Origin of the sequence: Rhodococcus sp. NPDC057297 (assembly GCF_042667435.1) — a bacterium.
GTDB lineage: Bacteria > Actinomycetota > Actinomycetes > Mycobacteriales > Mycobacteriaceae > Rhodococcoides.
Map to the genome: position 1 here is coordinate 37,250 of NZ_JBHUZE010000006.1, position 20,772 is coordinate 58,021.

Annotated in this window: 21 protein-coding genes; 12 read left to right on the plus strand and 9 right to left on the minus strand. The window is 65.8% G+C overall.

Going from position 1 to position 20,772, the window contains the following annotated elements:
- The first annotated feature begins 19 nt into the window (after positions 1–19).
- Positions 20–223, plus strand: a complete 204-nt coding sequence (locus ACFULT_RS18045; RefSeq protein ID WP_037105667.1) for a hypothetical protein — start codon at positions 20–22, stop codon at positions 221–223.
- Between the two features lie 6 nt (positions 224–229).
- Here the strand turns inward: ACFULT_RS18045 and ACFULT_RS18050 are convergent, their stop codons facing one another.
- Positions 230–721 (minus strand): SixA phosphatase family protein, encoded by a 492-nt coding sequence (locus tag ACFULT_RS18050; protein WP_378482070.1) that lies wholly within the window; start codon positions 719–721, stop codon positions 230–232.
- Here ACFULT_RS18050 and ACFULT_RS18055 point away from each other — a divergent pair.
- From ACFULT_RS18055 to ACFULT_RS18085, 7 genes are all read left to right on the plus strand, one after another.
- A complete protein-coding gene (locus tag ACFULT_RS18055; protein WP_378482071.1) occupies positions 720–2,516 on the plus strand; it encodes a hypothetical protein in 1,797 nt (598 codons plus the stop codon). The genes ACFULT_RS18050 and ACFULT_RS18055 overlap by 2 nt on opposite strands.
- 142 nt (positions 2,517–2,658) lie before the next feature.
- Positions 2,659–3,189 carry a biotin transporter BioY gene (locus tag ACFULT_RS18060; protein WP_019665527.1) on the plus strand — a complete coding sequence of 177 codons (531 nt, stop codon included), beginning with the start codon at positions 2,659–2,661 and terminating at the stop codon, positions 3,187–3,189.
- Positions 3,186–4,334, plus strand: coding sequence for a synthetase (locus ACFULT_RS18065; RefSeq protein WP_378482072.1), 1,149 nt, complete (start codon positions 3,186–3,188; stop codon positions 4,332–4,334). Before ACFULT_RS18060 ends, ACFULT_RS18065 begins: the two co-directional genes overlap by 4 nt.
- Complete coding sequence (locus ACFULT_RS18070; RefSeq protein ID WP_378482073.1) at positions 4,331–5,464, plus strand: thiolase family protein; 1,134 nt, start codon at positions 4,331–4,333, stop codon at positions 5,462–5,464. The genes ACFULT_RS18065 and ACFULT_RS18070 overlap by 4 nt, the downstream gene beginning before the upstream one ends.
- Positions 5,461–6,141 (plus strand): energy-coupling factor ABC transporter ATP-binding protein, encoded by a 681-nt coding sequence (locus tag ACFULT_RS18075; RefSeq protein WP_037105680.1) that lies wholly within the window; start codon positions 5,461–5,463, stop codon positions 6,139–6,141. The genes ACFULT_RS18070 and ACFULT_RS18075 overlap by 4 nt, the downstream gene beginning before the upstream one ends.
- Positions 6,138–6,737, plus strand: a complete 600-nt coding sequence (locus ACFULT_RS18080) for an energy-coupling factor transporter transmembrane protein EcfT (protein WP_037105683.1) — start codon at positions 6,138–6,140, stop codon at positions 6,735–6,737. Before ACFULT_RS18075 ends, ACFULT_RS18080 begins: the two co-directional genes overlap by 4 nt.
- A gap of 15 nt (positions 6,738–6,752) precedes the next feature.
- Entirely contained in the window at positions 6,753–8,156 is a 1,404-nt protein-coding gene (locus ACFULT_RS18085) for an AMP-binding protein (protein ID WP_378482074.1), read from the plus strand.
- Here the strand turns inward: ACFULT_RS18085 and ACFULT_RS18090 are convergent.
- The gene (locus tag ACFULT_RS18090) at positions 8,075–8,869 is read right to left on the minus strand and encodes an acyl-[acyl-carrier-protein] thioesterase (RefSeq protein WP_037105688.1); all 795 of its coding nucleotides are present in this window, start codon (positions 8,867–8,869) and stop codon (positions 8,075–8,077) included. The two genes, ACFULT_RS18085 and ACFULT_RS18090, sit on opposite strands and share 82 nt — an antisense overlap.
- A gap of 28 nt (positions 8,870–8,897) precedes the next feature.
- The gene (locus ACFULT_RS18095) at positions 8,898–10,331 is read right to left on the minus strand and encodes an NlpC/P60 family protein (protein ID WP_378482075.1); all 1,434 of its coding nucleotides are present in this window, start codon (positions 10,329–10,331) and stop codon (positions 8,898–8,900) included.
- Positions 10,332–10,523: 192 nt separating this feature from the next.
- Between ACFULT_RS18095 and ACFULT_RS18100 the strand changes: the two genes are divergently transcribed.
- On the plus strand, positions 10,524–10,919 hold the full coding sequence (locus ACFULT_RS18100; protein ID WP_378482076.1) for a RidA family protein: 396 nt from the start codon (positions 10,524–10,526) through the stop codon (positions 10,917–10,919).
- On the opposite strand, the gene ACFULT_RS18105 is transcribed toward ACFULT_RS18100, so the two are convergent.
- From ACFULT_RS18105 to aroQ, 3 genes are read right to left on the minus strand one after another with little or no spacing between them, the layout of a single operon-like run.
- Positions 10,916–11,485 carry a vitamin K epoxide reductase family protein gene (locus tag ACFULT_RS18105; RefSeq protein WP_094720831.1) on the minus strand — a complete coding sequence of 190 codons (570 nt, stop codon included), beginning with the start codon at positions 11,483–11,485 and terminating at the stop codon, positions 10,916–10,918. The two genes, ACFULT_RS18100 and ACFULT_RS18105, sit on opposite strands and share 4 nt — an antisense overlap.
- Before the next feature lie 4 nt (positions 11,486–11,489).
- Positions 11,490–12,227 (minus strand): thioredoxin domain-containing protein, encoded by a 738-nt coding sequence (locus ACFULT_RS18110; protein WP_037105694.1) that lies wholly within the window; start codon positions 12,225–12,227, stop codon positions 11,490–11,492.
- Between the two features lie 57 nt (positions 12,228–12,284).
- A complete protein-coding gene (gene aroQ / locus ACFULT_RS18115) occupies positions 12,285–12,719 on the minus strand; it encodes a type II 3-dehydroquinate dehydratase (protein ID WP_170947486.1) in 435 nt (144 codons plus the stop codon).
- A 67-nt stretch (positions 12,720–12,786) separates the two neighbouring features.
- Between aroQ and ACFULT_RS18120 the strand changes: the two genes are divergently transcribed.
- Positions 12,787–14,073 (plus strand): nitrate/nitrite transporter, encoded by a 1,287-nt coding sequence (locus ACFULT_RS18120; RefSeq protein ID WP_378482077.1) that lies wholly within the window; start codon positions 12,787–12,789, stop codon positions 14,071–14,073.
- Between the two features lie 21 nt (positions 14,074–14,094).
- On the opposite strand, the gene ACFULT_RS18125 is transcribed toward ACFULT_RS18120, so the two are convergent.
- Positions 14,095–15,660, minus strand: a complete 1,566-nt coding sequence (locus ACFULT_RS18125; RefSeq protein ID WP_378482078.1) for an adenylate/guanylate cyclase domain-containing protein — start codon at positions 15,658–15,660, stop codon at positions 14,095–14,097.
- Complete coding sequence (locus ACFULT_RS18130) at positions 15,657–16,055, minus strand: YafY family protein (RefSeq protein ID WP_241483636.1); 399 nt, start codon at positions 16,053–16,055, stop codon at positions 15,657–15,659. The genes ACFULT_RS18125 and ACFULT_RS18130 overlap by 4 nt, the downstream gene beginning before the upstream one ends.
- 64 nt (positions 16,056–16,119) lie before the next feature.
- Between ACFULT_RS18130 and ACFULT_RS18135 the strand changes: the two genes are divergently transcribed.
- A complete protein-coding gene (locus ACFULT_RS18135; RefSeq protein ID WP_378482079.1) occupies positions 16,120–16,515 on the plus strand; it encodes a hypothetical protein in 396 nt (131 codons plus the stop codon).
- A 131-nt stretch (positions 16,516–16,646) separates the two neighbouring features.
- Entirely contained in the window at positions 16,647–18,803 is a 2,157-nt protein-coding gene (locus ACFULT_RS18140; protein ID WP_378482080.1) for an ArnT family glycosyltransferase, read from the plus strand.
- A 43-nt stretch (positions 18,804–18,846) separates the two neighbouring features.
- Here ACFULT_RS18140 and ACFULT_RS18145 read toward each other — a convergent pair whose 3' ends face one another.
- Positions 18,847–20,652 carry a DUF222 domain-containing protein gene (locus tag ACFULT_RS18145; protein ID WP_378482081.1) on the minus strand — a complete coding sequence of 602 codons (1,806 nt, stop codon included), beginning with the start codon at positions 20,650–20,652 and terminating at the stop codon, positions 18,847–18,849.
- Between the last annotated feature and the right edge of the window lie 120 nt (positions 20,653–20,772).

Genomic DNA, 20,772 nt, shown 5'->3' on the forward strand with positions numbered 1-20,772 from the left:
GACAACTGGGAGGTTCCCCATGGCAGGCAAGAAGATCGATCGCGTTCACGCGCAGACGGCACTCGAGACGGTTCGCGAGAACCCGGGCATCGCCCTGATCGCCGCAGCGCCTGCCCTTGTGGTGTTCGCCGTGGTGTGGTGGCTCGCCGGTTTCGGTACCGCGCTGCTGTTGTTGATTGCTCTCGGCGTCGTCGGTTTCGTGGCCGCCAAGCTCAAGAGCTGACGCGCGCTAGCGGGGAACGTGGTACCGGGTCAGTACCCCGGTACCACGGCCGATCTCGGCCCACGACGTGTCGAATGTCAGAACGGCGATCGCCGACGTCGGGAACTTCCTGCCGATCTCGATAGCGGCTTCGGACCCGTCGGCTTCGGCCAATTCCAGTGCCGTGAACGGGATCCCGGGGGCATGCCCGACGACGAGGAGTGTATGCACCGCGTCGTCGGTCAGAGCGATCTCGTCGATGATCTCGTCCGGTGACGCGCCGTAGATGCGCTCTTCGAAGGTCACGGGGGCCTCGATTCCCGTCGCGACGAGGGTCTCGCGGGTGCGGGTGGCCGTCGAACACAGGATTGCGTCGACCGTGCCGATGTCCGAGATGATCCACTGACCACCGAGCGCCGCTTCACGCTGTCCACGCTCGGCGAGCGGGCGATCATGGTCGGGAACACCGTCGGGGTAGCCGGACTTGCCGTGTCGCATCAGGACGAGGGTGCGCGTCATGGATACCACCGTATCGGCCCGCGCGAGCCGCGCTCGGTCTACGTTGTCACTCGATCAGGGGTGGATCGTGTCGAGGGGGAATCTCGTGCGCAGTTCGGTGACGACAGTTGTTGCTGCGGTTCTGCTGGTTGTCGTAGGCAGTCCGGCGGGAGCGGTGCCTGGGGTGTCGGGTGCCGAGCGCAGGAGCGAGACGCCGGTGGTGTCGAGTTCGCCCGTCACGGAGGTGGAGGCGTCGATGGTCTCGGTGTTCGCGCCGCTGCCGCCCGACGCGTTGCCTCATCCACCGGAGTGCGACACCCTGTCCTATCTGCGGTGGAAGTCCGTCGACGGCCCCACCGACTCGGCCGACGCCGACCGCATCCTCGTCGCTCAGCCCGGCATCTTCGAGGGCGCGAGCGCGTTCGAGTCGGTCGCCGGAAACACCGTGTCGGCTGCCGCCGCGCAAGGATCGTACGTCGAGTTCTGGGCGCTCGATCGTCGGTCGAACTGCCTGGAGGATCACACCGGTACCCGGGCGGCGCTGGCAACCGGCAACCTCGAGACGGCCACCGATTACTACTACGGTGGCGCGGAGATCGACGGCCGAACCTTCGACGGTTTCGCGGACGGTGACCGCACTGCGTGGTTGTCGAATCAAGGTATCGAGCAGACAGTGCGTGACCAGTACGATCTGTTGCGCTTCGAACTGCCGGATCAGAAGCTTCGTAAAGAGAAAGTGTTGTGTGGTGGCCACTCGCTCGGCGGGTTCGTCACCGGGTACTTCGCCGAATGGGACTTCGACGGAAATCCTGAAACACTCGACGACGCCGGCTACAACCAGTGCGGCGGCTACTTCGCCCTCGACACCATCGTCAAGGCCGGCACCCCGCCACTTGTTCGCGGAATCCCGGATCTCGATCTGCCTGCGGCTGTTGCCGATCCGATTGCGGATCTCACAGGCCTCGTGGACAGTGCGCTTCCGGTTCTCGCGCTGCCCGCCGTCATCAATCCCGAGACCACCAATTTGCTCGCGATGGCCGGAGTAGCGGCGAGGCTGGACCCGGGCGGTGTGAACGATCTGGTGAACGTGTTGCCGAACAACGTCAACATCGACGCGACATTGAGGGCGCTGCTGTCGAAGGACGCACTCATGGCAACCACCGGGAATCCGTCGGTACGCACCTTGTACGCCACGAACGACGCTGTCCTCGGTGCGTTGCTCGACGACAATTCACAGCCGTTCGGCTTCCTGCAGGCCAGTGTCGGGTTCATCGGTGCACAACCTGTGGTCGACAAAGCATTTCCCACGTTGCCGGGAATGGAGACCCTGCCGGTGGTCGGGAGTGCACTCGGTGACGCGAAGAAGGCGGCCCCTGCGCTCTACGGCGACCCGAACACCGTGTACACCTGGAACGACTACGACTCGCTCGACAGCTCGCCGCAGACCGCGCGTTACACCGATTCCAGCAGCGAGGTCACGTCGATTTCACAGCTGGCGCGCAGTCTCGCCGAGCCGCCGCTCGACTTCACCGAGTGGTACTTTCCCACGAAATTGAGCACAGACCTGGCGCAGTCGAGTTCGACGGCCATTCGCGAGCATCGCCTGCACCGTGACGGAGTGCACCGCAATCCAATCCTCACTCTGCAGGGGACCGGCGGGATCGAGCTTCCTCCCTCCGGTCACCCTGGCGACCGTCCGATCGTTGTGCAGGGGTACAACCACCTCGACGTGCTGACGGCTGCACGCACCCAGAACAACGGGCTGCCGGAGGTGGTCAGCACCGAACTCGCACGGTTCGCTGCGAACCCGTCGTAGGGACGCGCGTGTCGCCACCCTCGTCGACCTGCTACCTTGAACGCCGTTCAAGTCTGCATCACGAGGAGTGGTCATGTCAGGTTCCGAAGGCGTACAGGAGTCACCGGTGGCGAGTTCGAGGTTTCACGTCTCCGCTCGAGACATGGCGCAGGTCGCAGTGTTCGCCGCGCTCATCGCAGCTCTCGGACTCGCCGGGGCCATCACGGTCGGCTTCAGTGGCGTTCCGATCACGCTGCAGACCCTCGGTGTCATCCTGGCGGGCGCCGTTCTCGGACCACGCAAAGGCGTCATCGCTGTAGCAGTGTTCATCGCGTTGACCTTGATCGGGCTGCCGCTGCTCTCGGGCGGACGCACCGGGCTCACCGCGCTGGCAGGGCCGAGCGCCGGCTACCTCGTCGGCTGGATACCTGCCGTCTTCGTGATCGGGTTGCTGACCGTACGGATCCTGCCGAAGTACCCCGTCGTGCTCGGACTGCTCGCCAACGCGATCGGCGGCATCGTCGTCGTCTACATCTTCGGGACCATCGGCTTGCTGCTGCGCACGGACCTGAGTGTGTGGGCCGCCGTCTCCACCAACTTCGCCTTCGTTCCCGGTGACCTCGTCAAGGTCGTCATCGCCACCGTCGTCGCGAAGAGTGTTCACCGGGCGTACCCGGGCATCGTCCACACGTGAAGTTGCCGCACGCCGCGGATGCTCTCGCGATCGACTGGGCAGGCACCCGGCTGACCTACGCGGAGTTCGACGCCGCGGTCGACGCCTGGCCCGCACCTCGTCTTCACGAACACTCGGCACACGACGCGTCGGAACTCGCTGTTCCCGATGCCTTGATCTGCGTGTTCGCGGCAGCCAGGCAGGGCCGAGCGGTGCACGTCGAGGACCCGGCAGCCAGGCCCGAGCGCCAGTCCGTGCCTGCGGGCGCATGGTTGCTGATCGGCACGTCCGGGTCGACGGGCAGGTCTCGGCCGCTCGCCCGGACAGTGCAGTCCTGGACGGACAGCTTCGACGAGTTCACCTCCATCACCGGTATCGACGGGTCCGATCGGGTGCTCGTCACCGGTCCGTTGCACGCGACCATGCACTTGTTCGCCGCCGTCCACGCCCTGTGGGTCGGTGCATGCGTGACCGACGATCCGCGAGGTGCGACGGTCGCTCACGCAGTACCCGCTGTCCTCCGAACTCTCGTCGAGACCGCCCCGGAACTGCGCCTCGCCGTCGTGGCAGGCACGACTTTCGATTCCGGGGCAGCCGAGGGCTGGAGTGGAGCTGGCAGGAACGACCGATTCGATCGACTACATCTCCGTGTGGTCGAGTACTACGGTGCGGCCGAACTGTCGCTCGTCGCTGCCCGCGTGGTCCCGGAGCCGCTGCGGTTGCTTCCCGGCGTGGACGCGGAGATCCGCGACGGTCTGCTGTACGTCAGGTCGCCGTACCGCGTCCTCGGCGCCGACGAGTGGGTCTGCGTCGGCGACCTGGCCGAGCGCGGGCCGAACGGTGACCTCGTCGTCCGCGGCCGAGGTGACGCAGCCGTCGACGTCGGTGGTACGACGGTCATCGCCGAGGACGTCGAACGACTGCTCGACGCCATCGACGGGGTGCGTGCGTCGGCGGTCGTCGGGACACCACATACGGTCCTCGGGGCGACGGTGACTGCCGTCCTCGAACTGGACGACCCGGTCGTCCTCGATTCCGTCAAGGCCCGTGCTCGCGCCGCATTGCAGAAGGAAGCAGTCCCGAGGCGGTGGGTCGTCGTCGACCGTCTACCTCGCACCGGTAGCGGAAAGATCGCCCGCGCCCGAGTGAGAGACTCGTTGTCATGAGTCGGTCTGCGTACAGTGCTGCTGCGCCGGTTCTCGTGGCACCACGTCGAACGCCGGTCGGCAGCGCGGGCCACGGATTCTCCCAGCTGACCACGACGGACCTCGCGGCTCCGGTCCTCACCGCGGTACTCGAGACGTTGCGCGACGCCGGGGCGCCACACCAGGTGGACGACGTCGTCCTCGGCAACTGCCTCGGCCCCGGCGGCGACCCTGCGCGAATCGCATCCCTGGCCGCCGGGCTCGGCGTCGACGTGCCCGGGGTGACAGTGGACCGGCAGTGCGGTTCCGGCCTCGACGCCGTCGCGCTCGCCGCCGCCCGAATCCGCAGCGGCGAGGACAACCTGATCCTGGCCGGTGGCGTCGAATCCGCCAGCACCGCACCGTGGAGACTCTGGCCGGACACGCGCGAGCGCTACACCCGTGCACCGTTTGCTCCTCCTGGTTACCCCGACCCCGACATGGGAGTCGCGGCGGACGATCTTGCCAGGATCCGAGGGATCAGCCGAGAACGTCAGGACGCCTATGCGGCCCGTTCGCATGCGCTGGCCGCGGCGACGGATTTCTCGTCCGAGATCGTTCCGATAGCCGGCGTCGACCGCGATCAACGCATTCGATCGAACATGACCGAGGCCAGGTTGAGCCGACTTCGTCCGGCATTCACACCGGACGGCACCGCGACCGCGGGAAACTCGTGCGGAATCTCCGACGGCGCAGCCGTTCTCGCCGTGACGACGCAGGCGGGTTCGAAAGGTCTTCCGGCGCTACGTGTTCTGGGGTCCGCGGTGGCGGGATCCGATCCGTCGCTGCCCGGTCTCGGCCCGGTTCCCGCCATCGAGAAAGTGTTACGTCGCACCGGGGTTGCGCTGTCCGACATCGGCGTCGTCGAGATCACCGAGGCGTTCGCATCCGTCGTGCTCGCAGTCGCCGACGAACTGGACATCGACGAGGATCTGCTGTGCCCGCAGGGCGGTGCCATTGCGATGGGGCACCCGTGGGGTGCATCGGGCGCAATCCTGCTCGTGCGGTTGGCGACTTGGATGTTCGCGTCGGACGGGCCGGAACTGGGACTGGCCGCGTGCGCCATCGGCGGCGGCCAGGGGGTAGCGATGATCGTGGAGCGTGTGCAGTGAGCGAGATCGTGTTCGAGCAGGTTCGTCATGCCTTCGGTGAACGAGAAGTGTTGCGGGGCATCGATCTCACCATCACCGAGCGGCGTGTCGGCATCATCGGGTCCAACGGATCCGGCAAGTCGACGCTGGCGCGGACGATCAACGGGCTGCTCGCGCCGACATCCGGAAAAGTGACCGTCGACGGCATCGACGCGGCGAAGAAGGGCGCACAGGTCCGTAAGAAGGTGGGGTTCGTCTTCACCGATCCGGACACGCAGATCGTCATGCCCACGGTCGCGGAGGATCTCGCGTTCTCGCTCCGCCGATCGGGGCTGAGCAAGCCCGAGATCGCCGAGCGAGTCCAGGACATACTGACGAGGTTCCGCCTCGACGGTCACGCCGAGCATCCCGCGCATCTGCTGTCCGGCGGTCAGAAGCAGCTCCTGGCAATCGGAGCCGTCCTGATCCGCAGGCCGGAGGTCGTCGTCGCCGACGAGCCGACCACTCTGCTCGACCTCCGCAACGCCCGAGTCGTCGCCGACGCGTTGGACTCCATCGACCAGCAGGTCATCGTCGTCACCCACCAGCTCGCTCTTCTCGAGTCGTTCGAGCGCGTCATCGTCGTCGACGACGGTGCGGTTGCGTTCGACGGCACCCCCGACGCGGCGGTTCCGGCGTACCGGGAGTCGGTCCTGTGATCGGGCTGTACCGGCCGGGGAACTCTCTGTTGCATCGGTTGCCTGCGGGTACCAAGCTGCTATTGCTCCTGGCGTCGATCATCCTCGCTACGATCTTCGCGCGCACACCCGTGCACGTCGGCGCGGTCGCACTCGTCGTTGCCGGGTTGTTCGTCGTGGCACGTATTCCGCTGAAACTTGCTGCAGCGCAGCTACGTCCCGTGCTGTGGATGGTGCTGATCATCGGTGTCTTCCAGGTGATCATCACCGACTGGCAACGAGCGGTGGTGGTGTGCGGAGTGCTCGTGATCTCCGTTGCCCTCGCCGCACTCGTCACGTTGACGACCCGAGTGACGGACATGCTGGACACCGTCACTCGCGCGCTCGGACCACTCCGTCGGTTCGGCGTCGACCCCGACCGCATCGGTCTGATGCTCGCCCTCGCCATCAGGTGCATCCCGGTGCTGGCCACCATCGTGCACGAGGTGTCCGAGGCGCGCAAAGCACGCGGATTGCAGTGGTCCATGACTGCCCTCGCCACGCCTGTCCTCGTCCGCGCACTCCGCACCGCCGACGCGATGGGCGATGCCCTCGTCGCTCGTGGCGTCGACGATTAGAGGGGCGATCAGCGCGTGAGCCCGCTACTCACCGACCGCATCGCCGGTCACGCACGCGAGAATCCCGACGCGATCGCCGTCGTCGACCGTCGGGAATCGGTGACGTACGGCGACTTCTGGGAACGTGTCCGCCGCACCGGCGCCGGGATGAACGGCATGCGACGCGTTGCGGTCCTTCCCACCTCGGACGTCGGCTCGCTCGTCGCGGTGACCGCGGCGATGGCGTCGGGAATCGGTGTGGTGCTGTTGCACAGGCATTTGCTGCCCAGCCAGTTCGGCAGGGTCGTCGAACTCGCCGCCCCGGACGTGGTGATCGCCGCGGAGCAGCAGCATCGACGGGTGGCATCGCTCGGCTGGTCCGACCCGGTCGCCGGTCTGGACGGCCGAGGGCCGCACGGGAGCCCCACCGAGGGCAGTGAATTGTTGGTCGGGATCACGTCGGGAAGCACCGGCGAGCCCAAGCTCTTTCTACGCAACCAGCGTTCGTGGGCCAGGACGCTGGACCGCAGCGACGCCGTGTTCGACGTTCAGCGGGGAGACCGCGTGTCGACGCCGGGTGTGCTGGACCACACGCATTTCCTGTACGGCGCGCTGCACGGGCTGACGCGGGGTGCGGCCGTCGACGTCCGGTCTGCGGTCGACGCACTGAACAGTGGCGCGACGCATCTCTATTCGGTGCCGACGATCGCGTGGGACGTCGTGCGCGCCGATGTCGGCCCGGTAGGGAGTGTGCGTGAAGTGCTCTCCAGTGCGGCCCGTTGGCCGGAGTCGGGGCGTCGAACGCTGCAGAACGTGCTGCCGAACGCGTCGCTGGTTCACTTCTACGGCGCCTCGGAGCTGAGCTTCGTGTCCTACGACCGCGGCGTCGATCCCGGCCCGGGAATACTGTTCGACGGTGTCGAGGCGCGGATCGTCGACGGGATCGTTCATGTGCGCAGCGATATGCTGTTCGACGGCTACCTGACCGACGAGGGACTTGCAGGCGGACCGGTCGACGGCTGGATGACGGTGGGAGACCGAGGAAGTGTGGACGGGTCGTCGCTGACTCTGTTCGGTCGTGATTCCGAGACGTTGATCCGGGGTGGGCTGAACGTCGAGCTCGCACCGATCGAGCATGCAGCCCTGAGTATTTCCGGTGTTCTCGAAGCGGGAGTCGCTGCGATTCCCGACGCACGATTCGGTGAAGTACCCGCGCTCGCACTCGTCGTGGGCGCGGGCGCACCGCCCGTCGAGCGCATTCGTCGGTTGTTGCGCGAGGCCCTGCCCGCCCCCAGTGCGCCGACGCGGATCCTCGTGGTGCCCGCCCTGCCGCGCACCCCGCGCGGCAAGTTGGACCGTCAGGCCCTCGGGGCGACCTTCGCGACGGAGCGCACCGCATCGTCGACGACGAACCACACGGTGAGTGCGCCGCCCTCGTAGCGGTGACGAATGGTCACGTGGTCGCCCGCCAGAATGGGGGAGAGGTACTCGATGACGGCCCGGTGCGGGGCGTGCAACAGGTCGGCGTGATCGACCAACAGCTCCTCGACGGCGTGCCAGTACGCGGCGTTGTTGACGTGGTTGAACGGGTCGATGTCGGTGGCGCGCAAGGGAAACTGCACGTCGGTGTGTGCGGGTGACGGCACCGGCTCGGTCAGCCAGGCCTTCCACCGCAACCGATGCTCGTCGGTGGTGCGTGCCAGCAGGGCCAAGGCCTCGTCGCTGATCCTGGTCGGCATACCGGTACTGGCACTGATGTTGATCCAGAATCCCTCGGTCTCGATGGACGCGCCTTTGTCGGTGGTGATGTTCACGCGCATGTTCGACCACCTCGTCGACATCGACGAGCACCACCGTCTCATGTGCACTCGGTCCGGGAACTCGACCGGGGTGTGCACGTCGATGACCGTGCGCCGCACGATCCAGAACGGGTCCGTGACGCCGAGCGAGGTGGCATCGAGATTGTCCGACCCGATGTCCTGCAGGTAACGGGCCATACCGTCGAACCGCAGGCGGTTGTTGGGGTCGACGTCTCCGGTGCGGACGGTCCAGTTGGTCTCGAAGCCCTCGCCGTCCGCCGGTGCCGGGGCAAGAGGGTCGTCGAAGCCGACAGGTTCGGGGCTTCGCCGTGCTGCGCTGGTTCCGTCGGTCATGGTGACCGAACCTACCCGGCCCGGCGCGTCACAGGACCCGGCGCGCCTTCATTCCGTCGAACACCGGCCCGATCTTGACGACGTCACCGAAGGTGGGCGCGTGGACCATCTGCCCGTTGCCGACGTAGATCGCGACGTGCCCGGGACCACCCGCCTGCCAGTTGCCGAACAGCAGGTCGCCAGGCTGAGCCAGCCCGAGCGGGATTTCGGTGCCGACGTTCCACTGTGTCTCCGAGGTCCGCGGGAGGGTCACCGTGCCTCCGGACGCCTTGAAGATGGCGTAGGACGTCAGACCGGAGCAGTCGAACCCGCCGCCCGACGGTCCGTTGATGTTGCCGCCGCCCCACACGTACGGCAGACCGAGATAGTTCATGGCGGACCGGACGGCATTGGCGCCTGCACCGGCGATGTCCAGGGCGGAGAACGGGTTCAGTATCGCGGAGAACTGCATTTCCGTCGCGCGGATCTTCGCGACGTACGGCTTCGTCTGATTCTCGTAATCCGGTGTTCCGGAGGGCATCCCGCCGGAACGAAGGACTGCGCCCGCACCTGCGTTGTACCCGGCAATGGTCAAGTCGAGGGTGTCACCACTGACCCGTCCTTCGGACTTCCACTGGGAAACTTGACTGTGAATGTCGCACAACATGTTTCCCGACGCCATCACCGAATCCGCGATCGCGTTGATGTCGGCCACACCGTCACCGTCGGCGTCCTTGCCGTAGGTCGCCCACGTTCCCGGCATGAACTGCCCGGGGCCACGTGCCCCGCTCGAGGACACCGGGGCCGTCGGACCGTGCCGGAACCCGTTCTCCGCGGCGTACAGCGCGGCGATGACCGGTGCCCCCACGCCGTCGCAGATGGCCCCGGCCTTCATGAGCCAGGGAACGAACGCGGTGATCGCACCGATGGGCGACGCGGATACTCCGGTGAACGTGGCAGGTACCCCCGGGAACAGCGCACGCCGAAGTGCCTCGGCGGCGGGCATGAACGCCGTCTGCGACACCAGATCGCCCAGGGAAAACGTCGACGTGCCGAACTGCATGGCGCCGCTCGCGCTCGGAATCAGTGCCCCGAGTGAGGTGATGGGCGAACTCGCCACCGAGGTGACGGGCACCTGCGGCAGGGGCGGCGTCGGCGGTGTTTCCGGCGCGGCGCCCGAGTCCGCCGGTTCGGTCTCCTCGGTCTTCTCGGTGTCCGGTTCGTCCGGGAGCATCGGGTCGGCCGCGGATTCGATCGCGGACGCGGCATCGTCGAGCATGGCGGAGGCGTCGTCGCGCTGGGTGTCGGGAAGGGACCCGAGAAGGTCGTCGAGTTGCTGTTGCAGGCCGGGTGCGGCGTTCTCCGCGGATTCGGCGACGCCCGCAGCTCCGTCCTGGATCGGTGGGGGAAGGTCGGTCCCTGCTGCCGCCCCCGCTGCGGACACGATGACGGCCACGATGACTGCGATCGGATCGCCTGCCATGTAACAACTCCTGGTGCTGTGCGTGTCTCCCCGAACTGCTGCCGTGCCCACTCATCCCCGCGTGAGGTGGCTCACATCATCATGCCCTGCGACAGCGTTCTGTGGTTCGGAATGCGCGGACGCAACCTACGCGTCGCACCTTCCATTGCGGCCGCGGTGCGTAGGTTGGCGGTGCGGACGAGAGGAGAACGAATGGACAAGCGAGTGGTGTCACCGGTGAGCGTGTGGGATCCCGGCGCTCAGTTGTTGTCTCAGTGCGTTGCGGTGGAGAACGCGTCGACGACGCTGTATCTGTCGGGTCAGACGGCGATCACGGCGGACGGTGAGTTCGCGGGAATCGGGGATGTCGAGGCGCAGATTCGCCTGGCGTTCGAGAACATTCGCCTGATCGTCGACGCGGCCGGTGGAACCCTGGAGAACGTGGTCAAGCTGACCGTGTACTTCGTCGACATCGCACACCTCGACACCTACACCGCGGTTCTCGGTGAGCTGTTTCCCGAGACCAGGCCCGCGCAGACCGTCGTCGAAGTCGTTCGGCTTGCGATGCCGGAGTTGCTGATCGAGATCGACGCCGTCGCGGCTCTCTAGACGAGCGTCGACCAGTAGTCCGAGAACCTGATGCCGACGAGGGCGATCACCACGGCGTACCAGAGCGCGAGGATCGTCCAACGCCATTCGAGCAGCAGCCTCGGGACGGTGCCCGCGCGCTCGCGGTCGACGAGTTGGGACAGCGTGACGACGAAGATCGGCATCGTGACCGCCCAGACGACCATGCAGTAGGGGCACAGTGCGCCGATCTCGTAGAGGCTCTGGTCGATCAACCAGTGGATGAACACCTCGCCGAGCAGGGTGCCCAGCGACAGTCCGAGCCAGTACCAGTGCGGTAGTGCGACCTTCGCGAGGGTCAGGATTCCGGTGACGAGCACGACCGTGAAAGCGACGATCCCGATGATGGGATTGGGAAACCCGAACAGTGCGGCCTGATCGGTGGTCATCACCGAACCGCACGACAACACCGGATTCAAGCTGCACGACGGCACGTAGGACGAGTCCTCGAGCAGCTTGAATCGTTCGATCGTCAGGGTCAGTGCCGCGAGGAGTCCGAGTATGCCGCCGACCGTGAGGACCCAGGCGGTGACCTTGCTGGTGGGCACTGCTCTACTGTGCCGCGGTGATCGCGGCCCGCAGGTTGTCCGGCGTCGGGACGTCGACGACGGTGCCGTTGACCGACACGGTCGGGGTTCCGGTGACGCCGGAGTCGATGACGTTCTGCGTCTGGCTGGTGACGAAATCGGTGTAGGTGCCGTCGGTGATACAGCTGCCGACGTCGACCTGAAGTGTCCGGGCAATTCCGTTCAGGTCGTCGTCGCTGAGGCCTGCGCCGCCCTCGGCCGGTTGCTGTTCGAACATGGCTTTGTGCCATGCAGGCCACTTGGAGATGTCGGCCTCGGCGACGCACATGCTTGCGTTGGCTGCGCGCGTCGAGTAGTTCGTCGACGACATTCGGTCGAGAATCGCGATCGGCTTGTAGTCGACGGCGATGGTGTTGTCGGCCACGAGCTCGGAGAGGGTGTCGCCGGAGATCGCCTCGAACTGCTTGCAGGCAGGACACTGGAAGTCCTCGACGGCGGTGACGACGACGGCAGCATTCGGATCACCGATGCGGATCGCACCGTCCTCGGTGACGACCGACGGCGTGGCGGCCGGCGTTGCGGTGGTGTCGTCGGAATTCTTCGACGCGATGTTGAATCCGATGACGGCGACCAGCGCCACGAGAACGACGGCGACGCCGACCTGGATCAGGGTGCGTCGCTGTTTGTCCTTCTTGCCCTGCAGTGCAGCCGCAGCTGCCTGTGCCTTCTTCTTGCTGTTGTTGCTCGCCCTGTCTTTGCTCACCGATATCCCTCGTTCAGCCGAAATGCTCGACCCAGCATATGCAGGCGAACCTGAGGACTAGGTGAGAGAGACGAGCCGTTCGATGGCGAATCCGTAGCCCGCGATTCCGAGTCCGGCGATGACCCCGGATGCGATGGGGGAGACGAACGAGTGGTGACGGAACTCTTCTCGCGCGTGAACGTTGCTGATGTGGACCTCGATGATCGGTACTTCCGGGATCACCAGTGCGTCGCGGAGGGCGACGGAAGTGTGGGTGAGGCCACCGGGGTTGATGACGATTCCCGACACGCGCCCCCTGGCTTCGTGGATCCAGTCGATCAGGTGGCCCTCGTGGTTGGACTGCTCGGCTCGGACGGTTCGTCCGTGCGCGGCGGCGGTCTTCTCGCACAGTGCGACGACGTCGGCAATCGTCTCGTGGCCGTACACCTCTGGCTGACGCGTTCCGAGCATGTTCAGGTTCGGTCCGTTCAACACCAGGATGGGGTCGGCCATGGGCTTGCTCACTTTCGTCTTCGTCGCGTTCTGTCGGATTCGATCCTTGCACAGGGCACCGGGCAGAATGTGGGCAGTGAGAAGCGTGTGGGTGGTCTGGGGTGTCGGTGTCTTCGCGTACATCGTTGCCGTGCTGCACCGCACCGCGTTCGGTGTCGCAGGGCTCGACGCCGCCGACCGGTTCGTGATCAGCCCGTCGCTGCTGTCGTCGTTCGTCGTTCTTCAGGTCGTCGTCTACGCGGCGATGCAGATCCCGGCGGGTGTGGTGCTGGATCGCGTCGGGTCTCGGAAGATGATCGCGCTCGGTGCGTTGTTGATGACCGTCGCGCAACTGGTACTGGCATTCACCGATTCGCTTCCTCTGGCTGTGGCGGCTCGTGCGTTCGTCGGAGTCGGGGATGCTCTGACGTTCATCTCGGTGTTGCGTCTGGTCCCGCAGTGGTTCCCTCCGAGGCAGGTTCCCATCGTGTCCCAGCTGACCGGTCTGCTCGGCCAGATGGGACAGATCCTGTCTGCAGTGCCGTTCCTCGTACTGCTCAACGGGCCGGGCTGGACGGTCGCGTTCGGCAGCGCCGCGTCCCTGGGACTCGTCGCCTTGGTCCTGACGCTTGCCCTGGTTCGAGATTCTCCTCCCGGCACCGAAGTCACCGAGAAGGCGACGTCGATGCGCGAGACGTTCGCGACGATCGCACAGGTCTGGAAGCGTCCCGGCACGCGACTCGGGTTCTTCTCCCACACCGGTACGCAGTTCTCGATCACCGTGTTCGCGCTGTTGTGGGGCATTCCGTACCTGACGTCGGCACAGGGTTTGTCGTCGTCGACGGCTGGAGCACTGTTGTCGATCTCGGTGGTGTCGGCAGTGTTCTCCGGCATCGGACTCGGCATCCTCACCGGGCGGTATCCGATGCGCCGATCGTGGATGGTGCTGACCATCATGTTCAGCAACGCGGCGATGTGGGGGATCGTGCTCGCACTCCCAGGTCCGGCTCCGCTGTGGCTGCTGGTCGTCCTCGTGGTCGTGATTTCCGTGGGAGGTCCCGGATCGGTCATCGGTTTCGACTACGCACGTACGTTCAATCCGAGCGCCAACCTCGGCACCGCGCAGGGCATGGTCAACATCGGCGGATTCACCGCGTCGCTTCTGGTCATCGCCTCGATCGGATGGATCCTCGACGCGTTCGGCGGGTACACGTTCGAGGGCTTCCGGGTCGCGTTCCTCGTCCAGTACCCGGTGTGGATCGTCGCGATCACCGGCGTCGTGTTGACCCGTCGCAAGACCCGCAGGCAACTCGCCGACGAGGGGATCTACCCGCACACGATGCGCGAAATCCTCCAACGCTTCCGAGACCGCTGAGCCGCGGAGCCGCCGGGACCGCTAAGCGTCGGAGACCGCCGAGACCTCGACCGGCGTCTGATATCCGCGCAGCTCCACCGGCCCGGTCGACTGCCAGTGACGTGCTTCATCCGCGCCGGCGTCGTCGACGAGTCGACTGCTGACCAGCACCCTGCCCGGCGCGAGTTTGGCGAGATCGGACAACCTCGCTGCGCAGTTCACCGGCTCTCCGATCACGGTGTACTCGTATCGCTGCAGTGCTCCGATGTCCCCGGCGAACACATCACCTGCAGCAACGCCGATCCCGAAGTCCATAGGAGCGGAGCCGGCTGGGTTTCCGGCGGAGTGACCGGGGGTGGCGGGAGCGGAGCCGGCTGGGTTTTCGGCGGAGTTGCGGGTGTCGAGGGATCCGAGTGCGAGGCGTAGGCGTCGGGCAGCTTTCAAGGCGGCGGCAGCCGGATTGTCGATGGGTTGGGGCGCGCCGAAGACGGCGAGTGCGGCGTCGCCTTCGAATTTGTTGATGAAGCCGAGGTTGTCGTCGACGGTGTCGACGACGATGGCGAGGAATTCGTTGAGTACTTCGGCGACGCGTTCGGGCGGATGGTCGACGGCGAAGGCCGTCGACCCGACGAGATCGATGAACAGGACAGCGGCGTACTGGACGTCGCCGCGGGGGAAGTCGGATTGTTCGAGTGCTCTCGAGGCGACCTGGGTGCCGACGTGACGACCGAAGAGGTCTCGTAGTCGCTCGCGCTCGGTGAGTCCGCGCGACATGCTGTTGAACCCGCGTTGCAGACTCCCGATCTCCGACGAGTCGTAGACCGGGACGGCGACGTCGGTCCGTCCCTTCTCGATCTCCGTCATCCCTTGGCTTACTTCTCGGACCGGCTCGGACACCGATCGAGCGACGAGGATGGTTCCGCGCAGCCCGGTTCCGAGGGCAATTGCGGACACGATGAGGATGGGGAGCTCGATCGGGGCGGGGATTGCGATGGGCTTTCCGGTCGAGTGCACGATGACGATCAGCGTGATCGCAGCCACCGGAATGGCCGTGCACACCAACCAGGTGAGGATCAGTCGTGCGAGGACACTCAGCTCACGTCGCGCCGGGGTGCCCGTCGACGCCAGCACGGTGACGGGACGCAGTGACCTCTCGGTCAACAGGTATCCGGTTCCGGCAGTGGTGACCGCACCGAACACGGTGCCGATGACGATGAGGACCGTCACGTCGTGTTCCGCGTCGTGCGTCAGCGCTGCCATCGAGAACCCGAATGCCAGCCACAGCGCGAGGTGCGACGCAGTGTGGTGCAGCGGAATCCGCGTCGCACGTTTCGATTGCTCGACCGTCGGGATGTCCTCGTGTGCGAACCACCGCAGGGTGGGCAGGATCAACACGATGCCTGCGAGGGCTCCGACCGTGATGCCGAGCGGGACGATCCATCGGAATGCGCTGAATGCGGGGTCGGTCAGAATGCTGCCGACCGTCGCGGTCTCGGATCTGGCGAGCAACGCCACAACGAAGATCACCTGCACCGCAGCGGCGATGTTCAATGCGATCAGCGACGCCCCGTACTTGACGGCGACGCGTCGGGCTTGCCGGGCGGTCACCGGAGTTCCCGAGGCGGTGACGGGGTGATTGCTGCGACGAGGGCGGTCATCGCGGACTGCGCGCTGTCGGTTTCCGTCGGCCCGAGCGCGGCAAGGGCCGCGATCAACGCGGCGATCTCCTCGAACGACAAGTTCAGGGGAGCGGGCTTGTCGTGGCTGGGAAGTCGGCTGCCGCCGCCTGTTCCCGGTACCGACACGATGGGAACGCCGGAGTCGACGAGACGACGGCGGTCGCGTTCCACAGTTCTGGCGCTGACCTGTAGTTTCTCGGCCAGAGCGTCCGTCGGTACGGGCAGTGGCGAGTCGGCGAGGATTTCGATGAGACGCTGCTGACGCACCACGCGTCGCAGCGTCAGGTGGTTGTCGCGTGAGTCGGAGCTCGTTTCGCGGGGCACAAACGGAGATTCTTTCCGATTACCGTCACCGGCGTGGCGGGAATGCGTCGTAGGTTGTTCGTTCATGACTACCACCAGCACCGAATCGATAGAGGACTTCTTCGACCGCTACACCGGTTACCTGTCCTCGGGCGACATCGACGCCCTCGCGGACATCTACCACTATCCAGCTCTCGCGGTGTCGCCGCGTGGGTGCCTCGCCGTCACCGATCCACAGCAGACGCGTGACTTCTTCAGCCAGGGACAGCAGTTCTACCGATCCCGCGGAATCCAGGGCGTCCGAGCGAAGGACATCGTGACCGACATCGAGGGCAACGGGATCTGGGTGGGACATCTGCTGCTCGAGAACCTCGATGCCGACGGCAGACCCGTCGGCGTGGAGCGCAATGCCTATCAGATCGTGCTCGACGCCGATGGCGCTCGCCGTATCGCGGTCACCACCCCTCTGGACGGAGTCTGACGCGTTCGACGGTGTCTGACGCGTTCGATCTTGGTTGCGGGCGTTCACAGCATTTCTCGAGGTTGTTCCCAGCGGGGTCGAACCCGGTCCGGTCACTCTGGTCTTCGATACCACCGACGGAGGACTTTCTCGTGACCACAACACTTCTGCCGCCGACGCCTGCGGAACCACAACCCCGGCATCGTAAGACAGTGCGGTTCTCACCGAACCGTCACCACGTACTGCTGGGCGTGCTCCTCGCGGCGACCGCCGTGCTGTACCTGTGGAACCTGACCGCCAGCGGATACGCCAACACCTTCTATGCCGCTGCGGCGCAAGCTGGTTCGAAGGACTGGACTGCATGGTTCTTCGGTTCGCTCGACTCGGAGAACTTCATCACCGTCGACAAGCCGCCGGCATCGCTGTGGGTCATGGGATTGTCGGCTCGGATCTTCGGGTTCTCCAGCGCCAGCCTTCTGGTGCCGCAGGCATTGATGGGTGTGGGTGCGGTCGCTGTCGTCTACGCCTCAGTCAAGCGTGTCGCAGCGCCCACGGCAGGGCTCCTGGCCGGTGCGGTCTTGGCGTCGACGCCGGCGGCGGCGTTGATGTTCCAGTTCGACAATCCCGATGCACTGCTGGTGTTGCTGATGTCGATCGGCGGATACTTCGTCGTGCGCGCCCTGCAGACGTCTGTCGGTCGACGGGCGGCGATGTGGCTCGCGTTCGCCGGCGTCGCGCTGGGTTTCGCGTTCCTGACCAAGATGCTCCAGGGCCTGCTGGTGCTCCCTGCTTTCGGGTTGACGTATCTGGTTGCAGGACAGGCGCGTCTGCGCGCAAGGTTGTTGCATCTTGTCGGTGCGTTCGCCGCGCTCGTCGCCGGAGCCGGGTGGTGGGTTCTGACCGTTGCGCTCTGGCCTGCCGACGCACGCCCGTACATCGGAGGTTCGACGGACAACACCGTCATGGATCTGGTGCTCGGCTACAACGGACTCGGCCGCATCTTCGGATCCGACGGCAATGCCGGTGGCGGAATGGGCGGCGGAGGAATGGCAGTAGCCGCGGGCTCCAGCTTCGGCGGCAGCACGGGACTGGACCGGCTGTTCGGTAGTGAGATGGGCATCCAGATCTCGTGGCTGATCCCCGCCGCGCTGGTGGCGCTGGTGTTCGGGCTCGTTGCTCGGGGACGCGCACCGCGCACCGATCTGCTGCGCGCGTCGCTCGTTCTGTGGGGCGGTTGGTTCCTGGTGACGGGTTCGATCTTCAGTTACATGTCCGGAACCATCCACCCGTACTACACGGTGGCCCTCGCGCCGGCTGTCGCAGGCATGGTCGGGACCGGCGGCTATGCATTGTGGATCGCACGCGAATCCGTGTGGGCGCGGCTCGGTCTGGCGTCGATGATGCTCGCGGCAGGCGGATGGGCCTGGGTTCTGTTGCACCGCAACGCTGACTGGCTGCCCGCTCTGAAGTGGATCCTGTTGCTCGGAACCGTCGTCGCTTCTGTCGCGATCCTCGGTGCGGGTCGGTTCCGTGTACTCGCCGTCACCGCTGCCCTCGTCGGCTCGATCGCAGGTCTCGGCGGCGGTGCGTCGTATGCCATCGCCACCTCGTCCACCGTCCACAGCGGATCCATCCCCACCGCGGGTCCCGTCGGTGCCGTCTCGGACTCCGGCATGGGCGGCGGTATGCCGGGTGCAGGTATGCCGGGTGGAGGTATGCCGGGTGGCGGTATGTCTGACGGCGCAGTTCCCGCGGGTGGGATCCCTGAGGGTGGTATGCCCGAGGGTGAAATGGCCGAGGGAGAAATCGTCGAGGGTGAAATGCCCGGTGCTGCCGCAACAACCGATGGTGACGGCGCAGGTGCTGCCGGCCAAGTCCCGGACAGTCCGGTGGCCGGAGACGAAGCCGATGTCATGGCTGGTGGTGGCCCCGGTATGGGTGGCGGTTCCGCTTCCAGTGATCAGGTGAACGCTCTGCTCGAGTCGGCCGACACCAGGTGGTCCGCTGCGGTGAACGGATCGCAGACAGCCGCGACCTACGAGTTGGCTACGGACACAGCGGTCATCGCTATCGGAGGGTGGAGCAGTGATCCCGCGCCGACGCTCGATCAGTTCATCTCCTACGTCTCGAATCACGAAGTCAAGTACTACATTTCCGGTGGCCGAGGCGGCGGAATGGGCGGCGGCATGCCCGGTGGTGGTGACTCGCAGTCCACATCGTCCGACATCGCGGAGTGGGTCGCAGCGAACTTCACCGCTACCACCGTGGATGGCGTCACCGTGTACGACATGAGCGGATACACAAGCTGACCGACAGTCCATGGACGCCGATTCGTCCGAGCCCCTGCACCGTTCAGAACGGTGCGGGGTCGTCGGTGTCGTTTGTCGGTGGGGTGTGGGTTGGGTGCGTGGTGGTGGTGGTGGTGGGTCTGCGTTTGCGGGGTATGTGGGGGATGAGTGATTGTGCGGTGAGGTCGGTTGTTCCGTAGGTGTTTCCGGGGAGGGTGACTGCGGTGGTGCCGGAGTTCGATTGCCAGTGTTCGGCGGCTCCGGCGAGCATGGTGGGTGTCCAGGCGCCGATGGTTTTGAGGGAGTGGTGGTATCTGCAGAGGCAGTGGAGGTTGGTGAGGATGGTCCAGCCGCCGCGGGTGGGGTTGTGGTGGTCGAAGGCGATGACGTGGTCGATGTCGCAGCCGGCTGCGGGGATGTCGCATCCGGGGTGTCGGCAGGTGCGGTCGCGGTGTCGGACGAGTCCTGCGAGCGCGGTGCCGGGTCGGTAGGTCAGTGCGCCGGGTGGTGGGGTGGTGAGTCCGCCGTGGCCGTCGGGGTAGAGCGGGACTGCCAGTGCGGGGTTAGTGGTGAGTGCTTTCTCGAGTGCGGCGATGAGGGTGTATCGGCCTTCGTACTGTCCGGCCGGGGTGTCGGTGTCGGTGTTGGTGGGTGTGCGGGTCGGGTGTGGGGCCGGGGGTGTGGGGAGGTCGAGTCCGCGGCGTCGTCGGCCGCGTCCGAGTGGATGGAAGGTCGGGTGTGCGGTGGGGCGTGGTGTGCGTGTGGGCTCGGGATCTGTGTCTCGTGCGTCGGCGGGGTCGGCGTTGTTGCTGTCGCTGTTGTTGCTGTTGCTGTTGCTGTTGTTGGAGTCGGTGTTGTTGTCGGCGGCGTTGTTGTTGTCGGGGTTGGGGTTGGGGTTGGTGATGTGGCCTAGTTCGTGGGCGAGGTCGAGGGCTTCGGTGATGAGGATTTGCAGGTCGCTGTTGTGGGCTAGTTGTCGGGCGTAGTCGGGGTCGATGGTGCCGTGGTCGGCGAGGTAGGCGGGGAGGTCGGCGAGGTGCAGGAGGGTGTCGATGTCGATGGTGACGGTGGTGAGGGGTCGGCGGCGGTCGGGGGGTTCGGGGTTGGCGGTGCAGGGGTGGTTGTCGTCGGGTTCGCAGGTGCAGGCGATGTGGGTTTCGCTGTGCATGAGGGCGGTGTAGGCGGCGGCGCGGCGTTGTCCTCGGGTGCGGGGGTCGCGGGGGCAGAGGGTGTCGGCTACTTCGTTGATGCGTTGCCAGCTGGCGGCGGCGTCTGCGGCGTCGAGGTTGGCTTCGATGGTGGCGATCATGTCTTTGTCGCGGTATTTCACGCCGGTCAGGCGGGTGAGGTCTGTGCGTAGTTGTGCTGCTTCCTCGGGTGCGCAGCGGTGCATGATGGTGTTGATTTCGGTGGCGAGTGGTCCGGGGGACAGGTGTAGGGCGGCGGTGAGGATGTCGGTTTGTGCGTGTTCGACGGCGGGGGTGCTGTAGGGGGCGGTGAGGCGGTGGATGGCGCGTACTCGGGGTAGGTCGAGGTCTCCGGCGTCGAAGGCTGCTTTGATGTGGGGGAGGCGTAGGCGCAGGTCCATTCCGATGTCGGAGTAGGTGTCTGCGACTGTTTTGGAGCAGCCGAGTGCGGCTGCGGTTTCGGAGGATGCGTAGTTGCCGGCGTCGGTGATGCGTTCGCCGATGTGGATGGTTTGTTCGATGCAGGTTTCCCAGATGTGTGCGGCGTGGGCGACTTTGCGTGCGCAGGCTTTGTTTTCTTCTCTGGCTGCGTCGGTGAGTTCGGTCAGGAGTGTTGGGTCGATGGTGGGTGGTGTGTGTGGGCCCAGGTAGCGGGCGTATCTGCTGGGCGTGGTGTGTGGCATGTGGTGAACCCCCCGGTTCATGGGAACGTATGTTCGAATATACCGCCCGTTCTGTTCGGCTGCAAGGTCTTTCGGGTTGTGGGGTAACCGTTTTCGAATTTCGAGCTGCTAGCACACGAC

Coding starts and splice junctions, on each gene's coding strand:
- ACFULT_RS18045 (WP_037105667.1), top strand. CDS start 20: ATGGCAGGCAAGAAGATCGATCGCGTTCACGCGCAGACGGCACTCGAG.
- ACFULT_RS18135 (WP_378482079.1), top strand. CDS start 16,120: ATGACTACCACCAGCACCGAATCGATAGAGGACTTCTTCGACCGCTAC.
- ACFULT_RS18090 (WP_037105688.1), bottom strand. CDS start 8,869: ATGACCGACGGAACCAGCGCAGCACGGCGAAGCCCCGAACCTGTCGGC.
- ACFULT_RS18070 (WP_378482073.1), top strand. CDS start 4,331: ATGAGTCGGTCTGCGTACAGTGCTGCTGCGCCGGTTCTCGTGGCACCA.
- ACFULT_RS18100 (WP_378482076.1), top strand. CDS start 10,524: ATGGACAAGCGAGTGGTGTCACCGGTGAGCGTGTGGGATCCCGGCGCT.
- ACFULT_RS18095 (WP_378482075.1), bottom strand. CDS start 10,331: ATGGCAGGCGATCCGATCGCAGTCATCGTGGCCGTCATCGTGTCCGCA.
- ACFULT_RS18050 (WP_378482070.1), bottom strand. CDS start 721: ATGACGCGCACCCTCGTCCTGATGCGACACGGCAAGTCCGGCTACCCC.
- ACFULT_RS18055 (WP_378482071.1), top strand. CDS start 720: ATGGATACCACCGTATCGGCCCGCGCGAGCCGCGCTCGGTCTACGTTG.
- aroQ (WP_170947486.1), bottom strand. CDS start 12,719: ATGGCCGACCCCATCCTGGTGTTGAACGGACCGAACCTGAACATGCTC.
- ACFULT_RS18060 (WP_019665527.1), top strand. CDS start 2,659: ATGGCGCAGGTCGCAGTGTTCGCCGCGCTCATCGCAGCTCTCGGACTC.
- ACFULT_RS18120 (WP_378482077.1), top strand. CDS start 12,787: ATGTGGGCAGTGAGAAGCGTGTGGGTGGTCTGGGGTGTCGGTGTCTTC.
- ACFULT_RS18145 (WP_378482081.1), bottom strand. CDS start 20,652: ATGCCACACACCACGCCCAGCAGATACGCCCGCTACCTGGGCCCACAC.